General features: G+C 61.7%; 14 protein-coding genes. 8 read left to right on the top strand and 6 right to left on the bottom strand.

All coding sequences use genetic code 11. The features are described 5' to 3' along the window. Positions 1-142: 142 nt before the first annotated feature. On the top strand, positions 143-1,207 hold the full coding sequence (locus ACVWW6_RS40575; protein ID WP_404523678.1) for a glycoside hydrolase family protein: 1,065 nt from the start codon (positions 143-145) through the stop codon (positions 1,205-1,207). A 33-nt stretch (positions 1,208-1,240) separates the two neighbouring features. Further along, positions 1,241-2,401 carry an acyltransferase family protein gene (locus tag ACVWW6_RS40570; protein ID WP_038966607.1) on the top strand — a complete coding sequence of 387 codons (1,161 nt, stop codon included), beginning with the start codon at positions 1,241-1,243 and terminating at the stop codon, positions 2,399-2,401. Between the two features lie 66 nt (positions 2,402-2,467). On the opposite strand, the gene ACVWW6_RS40565 is transcribed toward ACVWW6_RS40570, so the two are convergent. The 6 genes from ACVWW6_RS40565 to ACVWW6_RS40540 all read right to left on the bottom strand — a co-directional run bounded on the left by ACVWW6_RS40565 (position 2,468) and on the right by ACVWW6_RS40540 (position 9,328). Then, on the bottom strand, positions 2,468-3,268 hold the full coding sequence (locus ACVWW6_RS40565) for a hypothetical protein (protein WP_456682739.1): 801 nt from the start codon (positions 3,266-3,268) through the stop codon (positions 2,468-2,470). Continuing rightward, the gene (locus tag ACVWW6_RS40560) at positions 3,252-5,462 is read right to left on the bottom strand and encodes a GNVR domain-containing protein (RefSeq protein WP_028174309.1); all 2,211 of its coding nucleotides are present in this window, start codon (positions 5,460-5,462) and stop codon (positions 3,252-3,254) included. Before ACVWW6_RS40560 ends, ACVWW6_RS40565 begins: the two co-directional genes overlap by 17 nt. Positions 5,463-5,482: 20 nt before the next feature. Further along, entirely contained in the window at positions 5,483-6,040 is a 558-nt protein-coding gene (locus tag ACVWW6_RS40555; protein ID WP_231166652.1) for a hypothetical protein, read from the bottom strand. A 346-nt stretch (positions 6,041-6,386) separates the two neighbouring features. After that, complete coding sequence (locus ACVWW6_RS40550; protein WP_028174310.1) at positions 6,387-7,025, bottom strand: transglutaminase-like cysteine peptidase; 639 nt, start codon at positions 7,023-7,025, stop codon at positions 6,387-6,389. 159 nt (positions 7,026-7,184) lie between these two features. Then, a complete protein-coding gene (locus ACVWW6_RS40545; protein ID WP_028174311.1) occupies positions 7,185-7,835 on the bottom strand; it encodes a hypothetical protein in 651 nt (216 codons plus the stop codon). 23 nt (positions 7,836-7,858) lie between these two features. Further along, positions 7,859-9,328 (bottom strand): O-antigen ligase family protein, encoded by a 1,470-nt coding sequence (locus tag ACVWW6_RS40540; protein ID WP_456682738.1) that lies wholly within the window; start codon positions 9,326-9,328, stop codon positions 7,859-7,861. Between the two features lie 279 nt (positions 9,329-9,607). On the opposite strand from ACVWW6_RS40540, the gene ACVWW6_RS40535 reads away from it, so the two are divergent. The 6 genes from ACVWW6_RS40535 to ACVWW6_RS40510 all read left to right on the top strand — a co-directional run bounded on the left by ACVWW6_RS40535 (position 9,608) and on the right by ACVWW6_RS40510 (position 16,473). Further along, the gene (locus ACVWW6_RS40535; protein WP_456682737.1) at positions 9,608-10,798 is read left to right on the top strand and encodes an acyltransferase family protein; all 1,191 of its coding nucleotides are present in this window, start codon (positions 9,608-9,610) and stop codon (positions 10,796-10,798) included. Positions 10,799-10,804: 6 nt separating this feature from the next. Further along, positions 10,805-12,157, top strand: a complete 1,353-nt coding sequence (locus tag ACVWW6_RS40530; protein WP_456682736.1) for a hypothetical protein — start codon at positions 10,805-10,807, stop codon at positions 12,155-12,157. Between the two features lie 88 nt (positions 12,158-12,245). Further along, positions 12,246-13,298, top strand: a complete 1,053-nt coding sequence (locus ACVWW6_RS40525; RefSeq protein WP_304551073.1) for an acyltransferase family protein — start codon at positions 12,246-12,248, stop codon at positions 13,296-13,298. Positions 13,299-13,346: 48 nt separating this feature from the next. Beyond that, positions 13,347-14,801 (top strand): lipopolysaccharide biosynthesis protein, encoded by a 1,455-nt coding sequence (locus ACVWW6_RS40520; RefSeq protein WP_011085157.1) that lies wholly within the window; start codon positions 13,347-13,349, stop codon positions 14,799-14,801. Between the two features lie 31 nt (positions 14,802-14,832). Continuing rightward, positions 14,833-15,384, top strand: coding sequence for a serine O-acetyltransferase (locus tag ACVWW6_RS40515; protein WP_304551074.1), 552 nt, complete (start codon positions 14,833-14,835; stop codon positions 15,382-15,384). 357 nt (positions 15,385-15,741) lie between these two features. Further along, positions 15,742-16,473, top strand: coding sequence for a class I SAM-dependent methyltransferase (locus ACVWW6_RS40510; RefSeq protein ID WP_028174315.1), 732 nt, complete (start codon positions 15,742-15,744; stop codon positions 16,471-16,473). Positions 16,474-16,517: the final 44 nt, after the last annotated feature.

The following is a 16,517-nucleotide window of genomic DNA, read 5'->3' as shown; positions in this document are numbered from 1 at the left end:
GCGCTGGATGCCGATCACGTCCGTGCGAGGCGGAGACGGCCTGCATCTTGCAGCACGCGATCTATCGCCCCCCATCGGCCATTGGAGCCACCGAAACGCGGAGCCTTGCAGATTGAGCCATCGCCTTGTCAGGTCAGCCCTCATGCTGTTGCTGCTCGCCGTCGCGGTTGTCGCGTCCTGCTCCGATGCGCTCGCATTGGAATGGGGCGTCGGCGGACCGCCGCAGAAGCGCAGGGATCTCGAGCCGATCTTTCAGCTGATGAAGGCGCGAGGGCTGACGCAATACAGGACTGGCCTCAATCTCACGCAGGATGCCGAGCCGGTCGAAGCGCCGATGTTCCGGAAAACCGTCGCGCTGGCCAAAAGATATTCGATCACGCTTCATCCTCTCATCAACTTCCCCTTCCGCTATGGCGACCGCACAGACAGAGGGCGCTATCCGAAGGGAGACGGGGAAGCCCTCTACAGGCAGGGTTACGATCGGACCTACGCGTTCGTCCGGCAGTTCAGCACAGATGTCCTCGACTGGGAGCTGGAGAACGAGATCAACCTGCTCGCTCTCGATTCCGACGGGAAAAAGCTGTTCGGGCGCGGGATGACGGCGGCTGACTTCGAAATGCCGGTGATGGAGGATTGGGCCCAGGTGTTGCATGGCGCCTCCGATGCCATCGACCAGATCAATCGCGAGACCGGAAGCCATCTGCGCAAGGTGTTGAACACGACCTCGACGATGCTGGGCTTCCTGGACTTCATGGAGTCCAGGGGCGTGAAATACGACGTGATCTCCTACCACTATTACGAGGTGGCGGGGCAGAATCCGCATCGGCACTGGAATGGACGAAATTTGCCCTTCGACCTGTTCAAGAAGCTCGCGTCCTATCGCCGCCCGGTGACGTTCAACGAGGTCAATTGCGGCGAGATCTACAAGCCGGCCTATGGAAACCAGCCTGGCGATGCTCTGACGGAGCAATGCCTGCGGACGTTGCGGGACACCTTCCAATATCTGAAGAACCAGAAAGACGTCGAGATCGAAAGCGTCATGGTCTACGAGCTTTTCGACGAGCCGCAGAAGAAGCCTCCGGAGAACAGGTTTGGGCTGATGTACGAGATCGACAGGCCCAAGGTCGCGCTCTTTCTGCTCTCGGAGTTTGCGGGCGGCCGTCTGTCGGCTGAAGAATTGACAGAGTTGAGAACCAGGGGACTGTAGCTCTCGGTCTCCGTGCAAAGAGAAGAACCAGCAATGTCCCTACTTGGATCCGACCGCCCCAACGCCGAAAAGTCGGGCAGTATTCTAGGCTTCAACGGACTGCGCGGTCTTTCGGTCGTTCTGGTCTATCTCAATCACAAGTGCGGACTGCAGTTCTACTCAGGCAGCGTCGGCGTCTGGATCTTCTTCATCCTGAGCGGGTTCCTCATCATCGGCGAGCTCAACCGGCAGCGCAGCAAGGCCGAGACGGCCGCGTCCCGGCCTGCAGCTGAAATCGTCACCTTCTGGGTGAAGCGCGCGACGCGCATCTTTCCCGCATATTATGCGCTTCTCGCCATCCTGTTCCTGACCCGGGCGTATTTTCAGCACGCGGGGCCCGACCTCGGCTTCCGCTATCACGTCGTGTACCTGTCCAACTACTGGATCGGCAGCGTCATCGGCGGGACCGCAGGTCCCTTCGGCGTGCTCTGGACGCTCTCGGTCGAGCAGCAGTTTTACGTGGTCGCGCCCTTCCTGTTCATCCTGCTTCCTCTGGAGCGCCATTTCGTCACCTGCATGTGCGTCGTCGCCCTCGGGCTGGTCGGCCATTTCCTGATGTATTCGTCGGGCTTCAATCACACCGCCATCCACACCTTGTCGCCCTGGAATTTCAGCCTGATCGCGTTCGGTGGCGCGATCACGATCCTGCATCTGCACAGGCAAGGATGGGCTCCGAACGGAAACGGCACGTTCGCGTTTCTCCTCATTTTGGCGTTCGCGTTGTGCTCGAACGGCGTGATTTACGACGCGCCTTCGTATCTTTTCCCGGTGATCGACACTGCGATCGGGCTTTGCCTAGTCGCCCTGGTGTGGTGGGTTCGCGCCAACCAGGAAAGTGTCGTTGTTCACGCACTGGAGTGGAAGCCGCTCGAGCATCTCGGGAAGATCAGCTACGGCTTCTATCTCGTGCATAACTTCATCCCGAACCCGCTCGGCAAGGCGCTCACGCTCTATGGCGGGATGTCGGTGCCCAACAGCGTGAAGATCAGCGCGGGCGCAGCCATCGGCTTCGTGATCTCCTACGCGGTCGCGCATGTGTCCTGGAAGTACTTCGAGTCGCCGATCCTGCGCAGCCGCCGCGGGCTGACCAAATTCTTCCTGCAATACCTGCCCGACAGCCCTTCCCAAGGCGTTCCGCGAACCGAACTCAAATAGGCGAGGTGTTTGCGTGGCGCCGAATGTCGCGGACATCGGCGCACACGCCGCGAGCCCCTGCCAACCTCAACGGCTCGTTCGAACGCCGTCGCCGTCGGTTGGATAGCAGCGATGGCGGACCCGCAGGCCTTTCTCCGCGACGAAATGCGAGAACAGGTCCCGATCGGCTTCCGGCGCCGCGCAAGTGCGTTCGAGCAGCGCGACGCGCGCCTCCATGCCCGCCGCCTGATAGAGCGTGGCGGCGCTGGGGAACAGGCGGGCCTGGAAGATGTCGGCGAAGTCCTGTGTGGCGTAGTCCTTGAGCTCCGGCGAGACCGCGTTGAAGACGCGAAGAGCCAACGGTGCGCGGATGAGCTGGAGCCAGGCCTCGTGCGGCGCGAAGCGATAGGAAAGATCCAGCAACTCCGCTGTGCGCGGCCCGAAGCCGACCTGGCGGATTTCGGCCCAGTAGCGGCCGAACCAGCCCAGTCCTTCCGTCGGTGCGCACGTCAGCAACGCGAGGCTCGTGGACGCGACGGCGTCTGCGTCGATGTCGATCTGCTTCAGATCGCCTGCGCGGGTCGAGTCGTCGGCGATTGCGAGCTGGAGCAGCAGGAGTTCGCGCAGCGTCTTGGCGCTGCATAGCCGGCGGGCGGACGGCAGATTGTCCCCCACGATCCGCCTCAAGCTATCGGTTTCATAGCGTTCGCCGCGCGCCACGCGGCCGGCGATCTGCGGGACCGCGGGATTGGTCACATCCGGGACAACCGATGCGACCCAGAGCAGCGCGACAGCGGCGAGAGCGATGGTCGAGCCGCGCAGAAGCCAGCGAAACGCGGATCCCGCCGGCTGCTGTGCCGGCGGCTCGGCGCTAGGCGCCCTCGACATAATAGCTGTTGTAGTGCGAGCCCTTGTACGCCTCGATCCGCTTCAGCATCTTCGGATTGGCGCGATTGAGCACGGCGCCCAGGAGCTTCTTCTGGATGCCCTCGGAGCTGGCCATCGATTCCTGGAGCGCATTGCGGCTCGTGCGACCCCACTCGATCACGTAAACCATCGCATCGACGAGGTGGCTGACGGCCTTGGCGTCGGCCACCGGCATCACCGGCGCCAGATCGATGACGATGTACTCATACTCCTCGCGAACCACCGCGAGCAGGTCGGCCATCGACTTCGAGGCAATGACGTCCGCCGAGTTCACCATGCGCGAGGCGACGACGGAGGGCAGGAAGTCGAGCCCGCTCTCCTTGCTGCGCTGGATGTGGTAGCCGAACGAGTGCGGATCCTTGAGGGCTTCGACCAGACCGGTCTTGGAATGTGGAGCCAGCGCCCGCGTCAGCGAGCGAGTGTGAAGGTCGCCGTCGATCAGCAGTGTGCGGTGGCCGGTCAACGCGGTCAGATGACCGAAATTGGCGGCGACCGTGGTTTTTCCTTCCTTCGGCAGGGACGACAGGATGCCGATCACCTTGACCTCGCGCGAGAGGCGCGCGACGTCGATCGACACCTTGATGTTCCGCAGCGTCTCCGCAAACCGCGAGAACGGATGCTCGACGACGTAGCTCGATATGTTTGCTTCCGGATGATCCGCCGAGGCTCTCGCCGGGCGAATGTCGGGAAGGACGCCGAGGCATTTCACCCCGAGCTGGTCCTCGACGTCGTTCGGAGACCGCAGTACGTCGCTCATCAGCTCCTTCGTGAAGGCGGCGCCGAAGCCGAAACAGAGGCCGCCGAGCAGGCCGCCGGCCAGCGCCAGCAGCGTCTTGGGCGAGCTCTTCTTGTCAGGCTTGACCGCCGTGCTGATGATGCGCGCTTCGCTGATCGGGAAGCTCTGGTTCTGCGTCGCGTTCTGAAGCTTCTCGAGGAAGTTGTTGTAGAGGTTGCGATAGGTGTCCGCCGCGCTCTCGAGATCGCGCAGCTTGACCTGCGCCTGGCTGGTGCTGCCGGCCTGGGACACGAGATTCTTGAGGTTGTCCTCGAGTGCCGTCTCGCGGCTCTTGGCGATCTCGTATTCGCTGCGATACGCGTCCGCGATACGGCGCACTTCGTCCGCGATGGCCTTGCGCAGCTCGTCCATGCGGTTGGACAGGTTGACGGCCGCCTGGTGGGTCTTGCCGTAGCGGGTCGACCAATCGGCATATTGGGCCGCAAGGTCGAGATACTGGGCGCGCAGGCGGGTGATCACGGTGTTGTTGAGGGCGTCCGTCACCGTCGGCTGGACCAGGTCCTTGTCCAGCAACGCCTCGATCCGGTCGAGACGGGCCTTGGCCTCCGCGGTTGCCGCATGCGCGGCGATGAGCTGAGAGTTGACGTCGGCGAGCTGCTGCTCGCTCATCAGGCCCCGGCTGGTGCCGACGATGTTGTTCTGCGCCTTGAACGTTTGCACGGCGCGATCGCTCGCTGTCGCTTGCTCACGCAGCTCGGCGCTGCGTTGCTGGAGCCATTCGCCGGCGCGCTTGGTCGACTGATATTTCGCTTCCAGCGCGCCCACGATGTAGGCGTCCGCGATGGCGTTCGCGATCTGCGCCGCCTTGTTCGGATCGATCGAGCGGAAGTTCATCGAAAGGACATAGGTCGTCAGCACGCGCTCGACCTTGAGATTCTTCTGGAGCAGCTCGACCGCGCCACGCTCGACGCGCTCCTTGCTCGGAGGGCCATCCGATCCGAACATCGCGATGACCTTGCCGATGACCAGCGGAATCAATCCTGGGTCTGAACCGTTGAACTCCGAATCCTCGGTGAGCTTCAGGCGCCGGACGATCGACAGGAGCAGGTCGTCGGACTGGAGAATCTCGACCTGGCTGTCGACGAAGCCCGGGTCGATCAGCGCGTTGGCGGTTCCGCTGTCCTTGTCCAGCACCTGGGTCTGACGCGTATCCATCAGAATGCGCGCATTTGCCGTGTACATCGGCGTCGCAACGATCAGGTAGACGAGAACGAGCGCGAGCGTACCGGCCACGATGGCGACGATCAGCGGCCATTGGCGACGTACGATGTCCAGAGCGCGCTCGGCGCTAAGCGTCGTGCCACCGACCTCGATGGCATATCTCGGACGTTGCGGAAACTGGTCTCGTGGCTGAAACATCTCTGGGAATCTTGAGGTTGTCACTCAGGGAGGGGAACGGGCTTGAACGGGTCGGCGAGTTCGGTCTTCCATTCACCCGACATCAGGCCGGCGCCCTGGCTCGAGCCTGCCGGCTGGTTATTGGCTGTAGATGGGGCAGGGCTCCCCGAAGCGGGCGCAACCGCCGTATCCTGATCCGCGAAATATCCCTTAAGCACGGAGCCGTCGTGCAGCTTGGCGACGAATTCGCTGATCCTGCGCGCGACGTCGGGTTTGGTCGCGACGCAGCGCTCCTCGGCACGGTGAAGCCCGGCGCCGATTGCGATGCGATCGGCCTGGCTCGCCTCGCGCAACATGTCCCGGACCGGCTCGAGCGCCGCGATGTCGGTCACCAGCAGCCCGGTTAGCCGTCCCGAGAGCTTGTCCCTGTCGTTCTTCGACTGCCGCAACAGAACCGAGGGATCCGAGACGAAGGCACTGATCGCGGCCGATGGGGCGCGTTCGCCGCGATCGACGCATTGCGCATGCGCCGGCGTTGCAAACGCTGCGAACAGCGCAACGGCGACGGCAATCGGCGAAGCCCGGAGAGGACCACGCAACAAGCTATCGAGTTTGAGGAGGATCGCGCTCATATCTCGTTGCGAACTATGGATGGCGTATCGATTTAGACCGTAGGTCCTTGATGGCCCAAAACTATGTCAAATTCTTGTGCGGCGCAAAATATAACCCAGCGCGGACCGAATTGCCATCCTCCGCACCGCGATTCAACATCAACGAAGCTGCTGCTGCGATCAGACGCAGATTCAGCAAATGATTGCATCAAGGTCGCATGCCTTAAGCACGATTCTTAGGCAAACGCCATGGTCAAGACAAAGGCGAGGGAATGGTCCAGGGACCATCACCTCGCGCCTGTCGATTGGGGGCGGGTAGAGTGGAACGCGCGATCTATTGGACGGTTCGCAGCATCGCGAGACGCGTGGCGCGCAGGCGCTCGCCATGCTCGCCGATCGCGACCCAGAATTGCGGGTTGCCGCCGGACTGCATCGAGATCCATTCATAGTCCGCCGCGTTCCAGGGGCGCACCGAAGCGGAAAGATTGTCGAGAACGAAGTCTCCGTCGGCGAGACGCGCGACCAGCACAAGGTGGCCCCTGCCGCCCGTCAGGACAACTGCAAGTCGCAGCGCCGATCTGGGCCAGCCCATCTCGATCAGCTGATGGCGCTTGGTGACCGCGTAGTCGTTGCAATCGCCGGCGGACGGCGCAAGCGTCCAGCGCGCCACCATCGGATTGGTGGATTTCTGCATCGGAGTGATGGACGCGTTGACCGAACTGTTGACCTCGCGCAGCATGCTCATTGCCCGCTCGCCCGAAGGCAGGGTCCGTTCGGCGGTGTCGGCGGCGCATTCGGTGTCGTAGTTCATGCAGAACTTGACGAATTGCAGCGGCGCGAGCGCATTGTCGTACTCGCTGATGAATGCGCGCTTTGCCTGGTTTTGTGAACCGTCGTTCAGCGTGTCGGCCTTGGCTGCCGCACCGGCCGTCGCGACCCCGATCGCAACCAGCGATTTGATAATCCAGCTCATGACATCCCCATTTCGCGTTTTCTTTTTGACGCTACGGGTATCTCACAAACGATTTGAGCTTTGGTTCCGCGGAAATTTACAATTGTAGCGAAATCGGCCGGTCTCGAGACCGGCCGGGCAGGGGTGGTTAATCCGCTGTCAACGCGGCGGTTCCAGTCGTCAACGCGACGGGCTTACGGAGGTCAGAACCGCGGTCGACGTCGCTGCAAACAGCGTTTGCGTCTGCGACTGGGCGCTGCCGCCGCTCTGATTCAGCACCACGGGCACGGTCGAGGTTGCCGCGCCACCGCGCGCCTCCGCGGCGGTCGAGCCCGGTCCGCCTCCGGCAGTGGTTTCGCCCGTCGGATCGGCGCCCGCCGTCACTTCGGTGGCGATATCGCCGGTGATGCTGGTGAACGACTGGATCAGATCGGGATTGTCTGTCTTGAGAACCGCCTGCTGGATCAGCTGGGCAACCTGAGGCTGCGTCAGCACGCAAGTGGAAGCCGCAGTGCCGAGTCCGGCGCCGATGGCGCGGCTCTGATCCGCGCTGCTGGCCTTCGCTAATGAGGCAATGCCCTCGACGGTCTCGGGACGTGCGGTCAGAAGGTCGCGGACAGCCGATGCGAGACCGCCCTGGCCGTCCTTGAACTGATCGAGCAGGCCTCCGGGATTGGCCAGAAAGTCGGTGGCTCGCTCCGCGGAAACGATTCCGGTGTTGGCGATACAGCCTGCACTCACGCCGGTCGCAGCAAATGCAGCCGGCGACCCACCAAATAATGTTAGTGCTCCGACAACCACAGCGAAGCGCTTACCAGAATTCCAACTCATTGCCCTGCCCATTTCCATTCTTTTTACTTTAACTCGATTTGCGCAGATTTGCCACGTTCTTTTCGCAATTGTGACGGCAGCGATTGCGCGAGGCCACATCCGACGATAGCCGCGAAAAACACGCCATATCCTGGGATTTGCAGTGAAAAATCGATGCAGCTATGTGATACGCCCAATACGGCGACGCTCGCGCCGATGACGGGTATGTAGCGATCGCGCTTCCTGCGCAAGCTTCCGGTAAGCAAATGGTAAAAGTACCAGAGGCTGACGAGCGCGATCACGGCAAAGGCGGGAATGCCCAATTCGACGGCAATTTCCACCGGCGTGCTGTGGGCGCGATCCCAGATGCCGAGACTGCCGAGCACTGTGGGTCTGTAGGCGGGAAAAACAGCCTCGAAATTGCCGAGCCCGATTCCGAGCAGCCGATGATCGGCGATGATCCCTAATGAGGCCTGGTAGGCTGCAATCCTCTGGGGATCGATCAGCCCATGTTCGACGATTCGCCCTGCGACGAGGCCGCCGACGAGTTGCAGGAGCACGAGCCCTGCAGCCGCCGAGCCGCCAAGGACCAGCCATTTCCGCGATCTGCCGAGTTCGAGCGGCACGAGATAGAGGATGATGGCCAGCACGAATGTGCCGACCGACAGCAGAAGGCCCGCGCGCGATCCGGTCATGGCAAGCGCAATCGTGCAGATCGCGAAGCCCGCGCCAAGCGCCACCGGCGTGGAGAGCATCTGCTCCAGCTGCGCTCGCCAATCCGGTTGCTCCGGCGGCCCGCTCTCCTGGCGGTGCATAGTGCGCAGGAGCGGCACCAGAAACAGCAGGGCGCAGGTGCCCCAGAACGTCGCCGCCGTGTTTCGGTTGACAAACGTTCCCGTGACGAAGCCGAGATAGGCTTCCTTCTGCCGGAATAGGACCACGTCAGGCGCGATCAGCTCCGCCAGGATTCCGTAGAGTGCATACAGGCACCCGGCCCATGCCAGTATTCGTAGTAGTGAACGGGCAGCTCTCGCATCGCTTGCAAGAATCACCGCGCGCGTGAAGGCGAGTGACAGCAGCAGGACCGACCCGAACGCCAACCACGGTCCGCGTGCGGTCATAGAAAGGCGGTCAGGCAGGGCAAGACCGAACGACCGTCGCGGCAGTTCCCAGATGGTTGCGGATTGTGCAGGAGGGCCGCTCCACATTTGCAACGTGACGATGACGCCCACTGTCGCGACGGTCACTGCCGCCGGAATCAGCAGCATGGCGTTGCGACGGCTCACCGCTGAGAGATCGGCGGTCAGCAGGCTGCAAACGAGCAGAAAATTCCAGAAGCAAATCCACGCGAGGTCGAGGGATCCGAGCGGAAGTGGCGCCAGCACAAACACGGCTGCGGCGAAAAATCGCGATATCGCGCCCAAAGGCCCCTCTGTCGTTCTGCTCAGCGCCGACGGAGCTATCAGAACCTCGCATGAGATCAAGTTAATGCAAGCTGGCGTGTTGACCGTCATTCGCACGATTGCACGGAATGCGGCGGAGGTTCGCGCGCGCAGCCCTGATCTGTTCCAAACGCAATGCCCGTTGCCTCACGAAAGCTGAATTGAAGTTTATGAGCACGTTGCCGAAGCCGGAGCACAGATGTGTCCGGCTTCTTGCTGCCGCATCTTGTGTGCAGTGTCCGGCGCCGGAGATCGGCGGTTCGGCTCTTTTCAGTTGAATAAACCACCCGGTGGAGGCATTATATTGCACCGCAGCATTTCGCTTTGGTCGAATCGTAGAGCGTCTTTCAAGTGCTAGCTCATCAAACAAAGGCGCACTACGTTCCACTGGACAGCGTCCGCGGCCTCGCCGCCCTCTGCGTCGTCGTCCATCACTTCGTCGGATCGGATCCGCTCGCCGCTGCGCTGCCTCACCGCGCCTGGATCGACGTCGCGTTCTTTCACAATTCCTGGCTCTTCGTCGATTTGTTCTTCGTGCTGAGCGGCATCGTGATCTCGATGAGCTACGTTCAGTCGGAATTCAGCGAGTTCGACTTCCGAACGTTTACCCTGCGTCGGATCGCACGCATCTATCCGCTGCACATCGTCATGCTGTTCGCGTTTCTGGCGTTCCGCCTGATGCGGCTATCGCTGACCGAAATGGGCCTGCTGCACTTCTCCACCAACGAATCGGCGGATCTCCAGGTTAACAACGTGTACTCGTTCGTCGCGAACGTGTTTTTGCTCCATGCCATGGGCGTGCTCGACTATCTGAGCTGGAACGGCCCGAGCTGGAGCATCAGCGCCGAATTCTACACCTACATTGTATTCGCCGGCGTCGTCGTCATGGCGCAGCGGCTCGGCTACATCAGGCTCGTCTATGTCCTCAGTGCCGTGCTGGCCGTCCTGGGCGCGGCGCTCATCATCTTCGTGCTCAAGAATGAAACGCTTGATTTCCAGACCAACGGCTTCACCCGATGCTTTCTGGGTTTCTTCATCGGCGTGCTCACGCTTCGCTTCGTCACCGGGAGAGGCCGCGCGGTGAGCCCTCTCGTTCAGTCGGTTTGCCAAATTGGACTGGCCGCCGTTGCCGTCGTGCTGGTCTGTGTCGTCGGCTTCGATGAACGGCTCAGCTTCGTCGCGCCGATCGTTTTCGCCGCTCTGCTGGGCTCGCTGATGGCGTTTCCCGAGCGGCTCCTGCCGAAGCTGTTGTCTGTTCGACCCCTGGTGTGGTTGGGCAAGCGCTCCTATTCGATCTACATGGTGCACGCCCTCGTCCTCGTTCTCATCCAGTACTTCGCGCGGGGCGTGGGGCCGGCGCGTCTGCAGGTGGTGGACAACCTTCTTCCCGGACTGGCGGCGTCGCTGCTGCTGGCCTTCTTCGTCGTGGCCGTGCTTGCGCTTTCCAACTTCACCTATCTCCGGGTCGAGATGCCCGGTTCGCGGTTCGTGCTTCGGCTGTTCAGCCGCCGTGCCGTTCCCTCTGTTGCCGCGGCGGAGTGAGGCGCGATGTCCAGCAGCTCTTCGGCTCTCCCGAGTTCGGACTGGCGCATCGTCGATCCGGTGCGGATGCCTCTGCATCATCAGCAGGAAGGCAGTGCATTCTTCAATCTCGAGGCGATCGCACTCCTGCTTTATTTCTACCGCGACGCGCTCGCGGGCGCGCTGCGCTATTATCTGGCGGTCCTCAAGATCAGTCCGTTGTGGTTCCTGCCCGACATTTTTGCCCTGGTCTGCATTTTCGCCTTCGTGCAGCGCTACATCCTGATGGGACGGAACCTCGTCGCCATCCTCACGCTGTTCTACATCTGCTTTGCGCTCTACCTCGGATATGTGTTCCTGGGTTATTTCAGCGGCATGATGTCGTCGTTCAAGATGATCGCGCCGGTGTTCGTCGGCTTCTGCTTCTGCGGGCGTAATTTCGGCGATTACGATCGACTACAGCGCTGGCTTCACCCGATCTTCTACCTGACGATCGTCGGGATCATATTGTCGTCTCGCTTCCAGATGCCGTGGGTGGGCTATGCCTACGAGACTTTCGGCACGACGCGGCAGGCGACGCGGCTGTGGTGGTCGGCTTCCGAGACACGCCTGGCGGGACTGGCTGCCGACAGCACGATGGCCGCGTTCTTCGTGTTCATTTCCTTTGTGATCATCTCGGTGCGCCGAAGTCTGCCGTGGTGCCTGTTCTGGACGCCCATCGGTCTCTACGCCATCAAATTGACCACAAACAAGACGTCGCTCGGCGTGATGGTGATCTACGTTCTTTGCCTGATCATCGTTCGTCTCGTTCCCGAGCGCGAGAAGTTTCCCATGCTGCGGCGGATGGCGCTTCTTTCGTTCCTGTCGATCCTGGTGCCGGCGGTGCTGATCGCCTTGTTCTCCGGCAACGGCCTCGTCAGCATGTCGCGCGGCCTGTTCAGCCTGCAGGACCGCGTCAACAACAGCTGGCAGCTGCCGTTCGTCTACATGGCCGATCTCATGCCGGTCGGCTTCTTCGTCGGCTGCGGCCTCGGTTGCTTCAACTATCCGCAGCTGCTGTTCTCGAACAAGCTCAGCTATTACGTCCCGGTGGATAATTTCTACCTCGGCACCTACCTGATGTTCGGGCCGATCTTCGTGGTGTTCATGATCCTGGTCATCCTCGCGGTCGCAAGGACCAGGGACATCTACAAGCTGTCTTTCGCGGTCGCCATGAACCTCTTCACCATCACTGTCTTGGCCTATGGCCCGGCAAGCGGTCTGATCATGCTGGGCGTGGCCTTCAGCGAGGTCTTTGCGCGGGAGAAGGGTGACAGGACCGCCTCGAGTGCGGCACCGCTCGCGCCTGACGTCGAGGATCTGGTTTCGCGGCCGGCATGATCGCCATGGTGCTTCATGCAATGAGCTGCGGCGCGCAGCGCGGGCTCCGGTCCGTCGCCTTCTTTCATCTTGAGATCGGATCGTGGTGGTGAGCGGAGACAGCAGGAATTTCGTAGAGGCGATACAGGGGCTGCGCGGTGTCGCGGCGCTCAGCGTGCTGATCGTGCACCTCCAGGACATGCCGCTTCTGGCGGGCTTCCTGCCCCCCATCTGGCCGTGGCTTGAAGCGACGGTCAACATGGGCGGGCACGGCGTCGAGCTGTTCTTCATGATCAGCGGCTTCCTGATTCCGGCGAGCCTCATGCGCCACCGCAGCGTCGGGAAGTTCTTTCTCGATCGCGCCCTGCGTATCCTTCCCGTGTTCGTGATCCTGCACCTGATCCTGTTCACGGCAGGGCCCCTGGTTGGCTACAAGTTCTTCAAGGGGATCGATCTGCCGACATATCTCAAGCTGTTCCTTGTCAATCTGGCGTTCCTGCCGGACGCACTGGGATTGCCTATCGGCCAGCAGAACGCCTGGACCCTGAGCTACGAATGGGCGTTCTACATCCTGTTCGCGCTGGTCTTCGTGACGGTGGTGCGGCGGAAGAACTGGCTTCTGGCGGCGCCTTTTATCCTGCTCGGTCTCGCGGGCATCGCCTTTCGGCCGATCGCCGCGTTCTTCCTTGTCGGATTGCTGTTCAGTCTCGTCAGCCTGCGGATCCGCGTCGTCGGCTGGCCCGGGTTGCTGGCCGGCATCCTTTGCGGGGCCGCGATGTACGTTTCGATCGAATATGTGCATCCGCTGGTCGGCTTGCTCCCGGGGGCGCTGCTGTTTGGAATGGTCCTTGCTCCAGACTCCGGTGTTGCCGTTGCTCTGAGCGGCAAATTCCTCCAGTTCCTTGGAAAGATCAGCTATAGCCTCTATTTGGTCCATCCTTTTGCGCTATTCCCGTTGCAGGTGATCGGAGTGAAGCTGGCCGCGCACGGAGTCAATCTCTGGCTCCTCTGGGCCGGATTTGCAGGTCTTGGCTTAATTGCCGCGCTGATAGCGGGTGCGGTCAGTTACGAGCTGATCGAAGTGCGACTGCGCCGTTTGCTGGATCCGGCGCTGCGAGGACTGTTTTTCGGAGTGCGTCGTGAAGCCCGTTATGTCGCCTGAGCGCATGCGCTCGCCATCGTTTCAGCCGGATCACATGCGGGTAACGTCATGATCATCAAGAATCTGCTCTCGATGTCGAGCGTGAACGTCGTGAAGTCGGCGGTTCAGTTCCTCATCACGCTGCTGATCACCTATTTCGTGACGCCGACGGAATTCGGGCTCGTGGCGTTTTCGCTGCCGTTCATCGCCTTCATCTCCATGCTGACCGACCTCGGGCTGTCGAGCGCGATGATCCAGAGGACGTCGCTCACGAAGGAGGAGGCCGGTGCGGCGACGACGCTGATGGTCGCGATCGGGATCGGCTGTGCATTGGTGCTGGCCGCCGCATCGAAGCCGCTCGGAGCCGCCGTCGACATGCAGGGACTGCCGGCCGTGCTGGCCGCGCTCTCCGGTTCGGTCGTCTTGTCCATTTCCGCGATGGGACCGCGTGCGGTTCTGGAGCGCTCGCTGCAATATCAAACGATCGCCCTGATCGAAGCCGGGGCCGCGATGGCGTCCGCGACGGTGGGCGTGGTCGGCGCCCTGCTCGGGTGGGGGATCTGGGCGTTGATCGCGTACTATGTCCTGATGCAGGCGGTGCGCGCCGTCGCGTTCTATGTGAACACCAGACGCCACATTCATCTGAACTTCAAATGGCGCGGCGTCGCCCTGATGCTGTCGTTCGGCGGCTGGGTGCTGGCCTCGAACGTCCTCAACTTCACTGCCAGAAACGTCGGCAATCTCCTGATCGGCGCCAAGTTGGGCGCGGCGGCGGTCGGCCTGTTCGGTCTCGCCTTCCAGTTCATGACGCTTCCGCTGATGATTCTCTCCTGGCCGGGCGGAGGGGTTCTCATGGCCACCTTGAGCCGGATGAGCGGCGAGCGGGAACAGGACCGGCGCAAGGCGGCAATTTGCGCGGTGCTCGGCATGACGGCGATGATCACGTTCCCGGCGATGATCTATCTGACCTTCGGGCTGAAATATCCCGTTGCGACATTCCTTTCGCCGCATTGGCAGGAGGTGCTGCCGCTGATCGCCATTCTCGCGCCCGCGGGTGCCGCGCAGTCGATTGCGGCCTATGCCGGCCCGATCCTGCTGGCCCACAACCAGGCGCGGCTCCAGTTTTGGGTGAGCAGCGCCAATAGCGCCAGCATGATTCTTGCTTTTGTCGTCGCACTGCCGTTCGGACTCACGGCCGTCGCCGTGGTGTACCTCGTCGTATCGATCCTGGTTTGCGCTTTCATGCTGATGATCGGAGCCCGCAACTGCGGGGTTCCCTATGCGTCGTTGTTCGGTTCCCTGATGCCCGCCACTGTGGGGACGTCCCTGGGGACGTTGTGCGCGCTCGTGGCGACGAAGGGCGAGGTCGCAAGTCTGTCGCATTGGCTGATCGCGACGGCCGTTTATGCGGTCGTCGTGCTTTGCAGCTACGTGATATTCAGGCGTCGTATCTGGAACAGCATGCAGTCGCTGCTCGGCGGATCGGTTCCGCCGATGCAGGCAAATCTTCCCTCGGCAGGTTAGTAGAGATCGGTTGATGTCTTCAGGAGAAGGAATGGACGACAAGTCCCAGCCGGGAATTCCGTGGCGCGAGGACCTGATGGCAAACACCGGCAGGTCCGGCGTTGGAGCCGCTATCGTCGCCTTGCTGACGAGCCCGGGCTTTGCCGTGATCACGACGTGGCGGATCGCCAAGATGCTGCGCTTCCGGACGCGCTGGGGTCATCAGATCACCTGGCTGCTCGTGAGGGCGCTGATGCGGCGAGGCTGCTACATCTCGGTTCTCGCAGAAATCGGACCGGGACTGATCCTGCCGCATCCGACCGGAGTCGTGATCGGTGAGGGGGCGCGGATCGGCCGTTCCGTGATGCTGTATCACAACGTCACGCTTGGCCGGCGCGCCTGGGATGAGCCGGGTTGTCCGACCATCGGGGACGATGCCGTTATCTATACCGGTGCCGTAATCGTCGGCCCCATTTCGATTGGCGCAGGAGCAAACGTCGCCGCCAACGCGGTTGTGACGCGTGACGTTCCGCCGCGTTCCGTCGCTGCGGGAGCACCTGCGCGGATCGTGCGCTCGGAAGCACCCGATCGGATGCGCGCTTAAAGCAGCAAGGCGGGGCGCAGGGCCGTGTCGGGTTATCGGGGCATTGCGCTCAAAAGAGGCTCTTGTTCAACACCTGCTTTTCGGGCGGTTCAGTGTTGTTCGGAACCGTCACCCGTTCCGCGCTGCTCGTTTGTTCGCGGACCGGCGAACCGTCCTACGCATGGGCCTGAGCAGGTTCCGTTGGTTCGAGCGATGTCGCGGCCGCCCATGATGCGACAAGCGGCAAATTGCATAGATTCCGGCCATCATCGTGACGCCCTTCTAGTCGGCCTTGGCGGCAAAGCGGTCACAATTCTGATTGCTGGCTATGTATAGTTGTGTCGGGAAACGTCCAATCATGTAACCGAGGGCCAGCCGATGTCGTCGATCATTACCGATTTTTCGCAAGTCTATCCCTATCTCGACGGCTCGAAGTTCAAAGACACCATCGTCGTGCAGTATCGGGGCGACGGCGACGTCAGATACAGATGCGACGTCCTGGTGGATATCTGTCGGGGCAAGCGGGTCTTGCATGTCGGGTGCTGTGACCATCTGCCGCTCATCAAGCGCAAGATCGACAACCGGGATTGGCTGCACGGCCTGATTACGGAATGTTCCGAATACACCGTCGGCGTCGATATCGATGCGGACGCGGTGCGGGAAGCGTCACGAGTTTCCGGCCTCGACAACATGGTCGCGGGAGACGTGACGTCGGGTCAAAAGATCGAAGCAATATCCGGCCGGAAGTTCGACATCGCCGTGTTCGGCGAAGTCGTCGAGCACATTCCCAACCCGGTCTCGTTCCTGTCGCGCTTCAGGGAGAACTACGGCGACGTCGTCGACCAGATCGTGATCACCGTTCCGAACGCCTTCAGGGGCGGCAACATCAAGGGTATCCTGAAGAACGTCGAGACGATCAACAGCGATCACCGGTTCTTCTTCACGCCCTATACGATCGCCAAGGTCGCAATCGATGCCGGGTATGCGCCGGTCGAGGTGAAGATGGCGACCTTCATGCGCGCCGGAATGCTGAAGTCGATGCTGCTGCGGCAGCTTCCGCTGCTCGCCGAGGACATCATCTTTATCGGTGCGGCCACGCGGCCGCACTGACGTCGTTTCATCCGCTCATCCGTGTTCCGCCATCGGGCCGGCAG

Source organism: Bradyrhizobium sp. USDA 3311 (assembly GCF_054062495.1).
The sequence above is the reverse complement of the archived record's forward strand: the minus strand, read 5'-3'. Positions and strand labels throughout refer to the sequence as shown.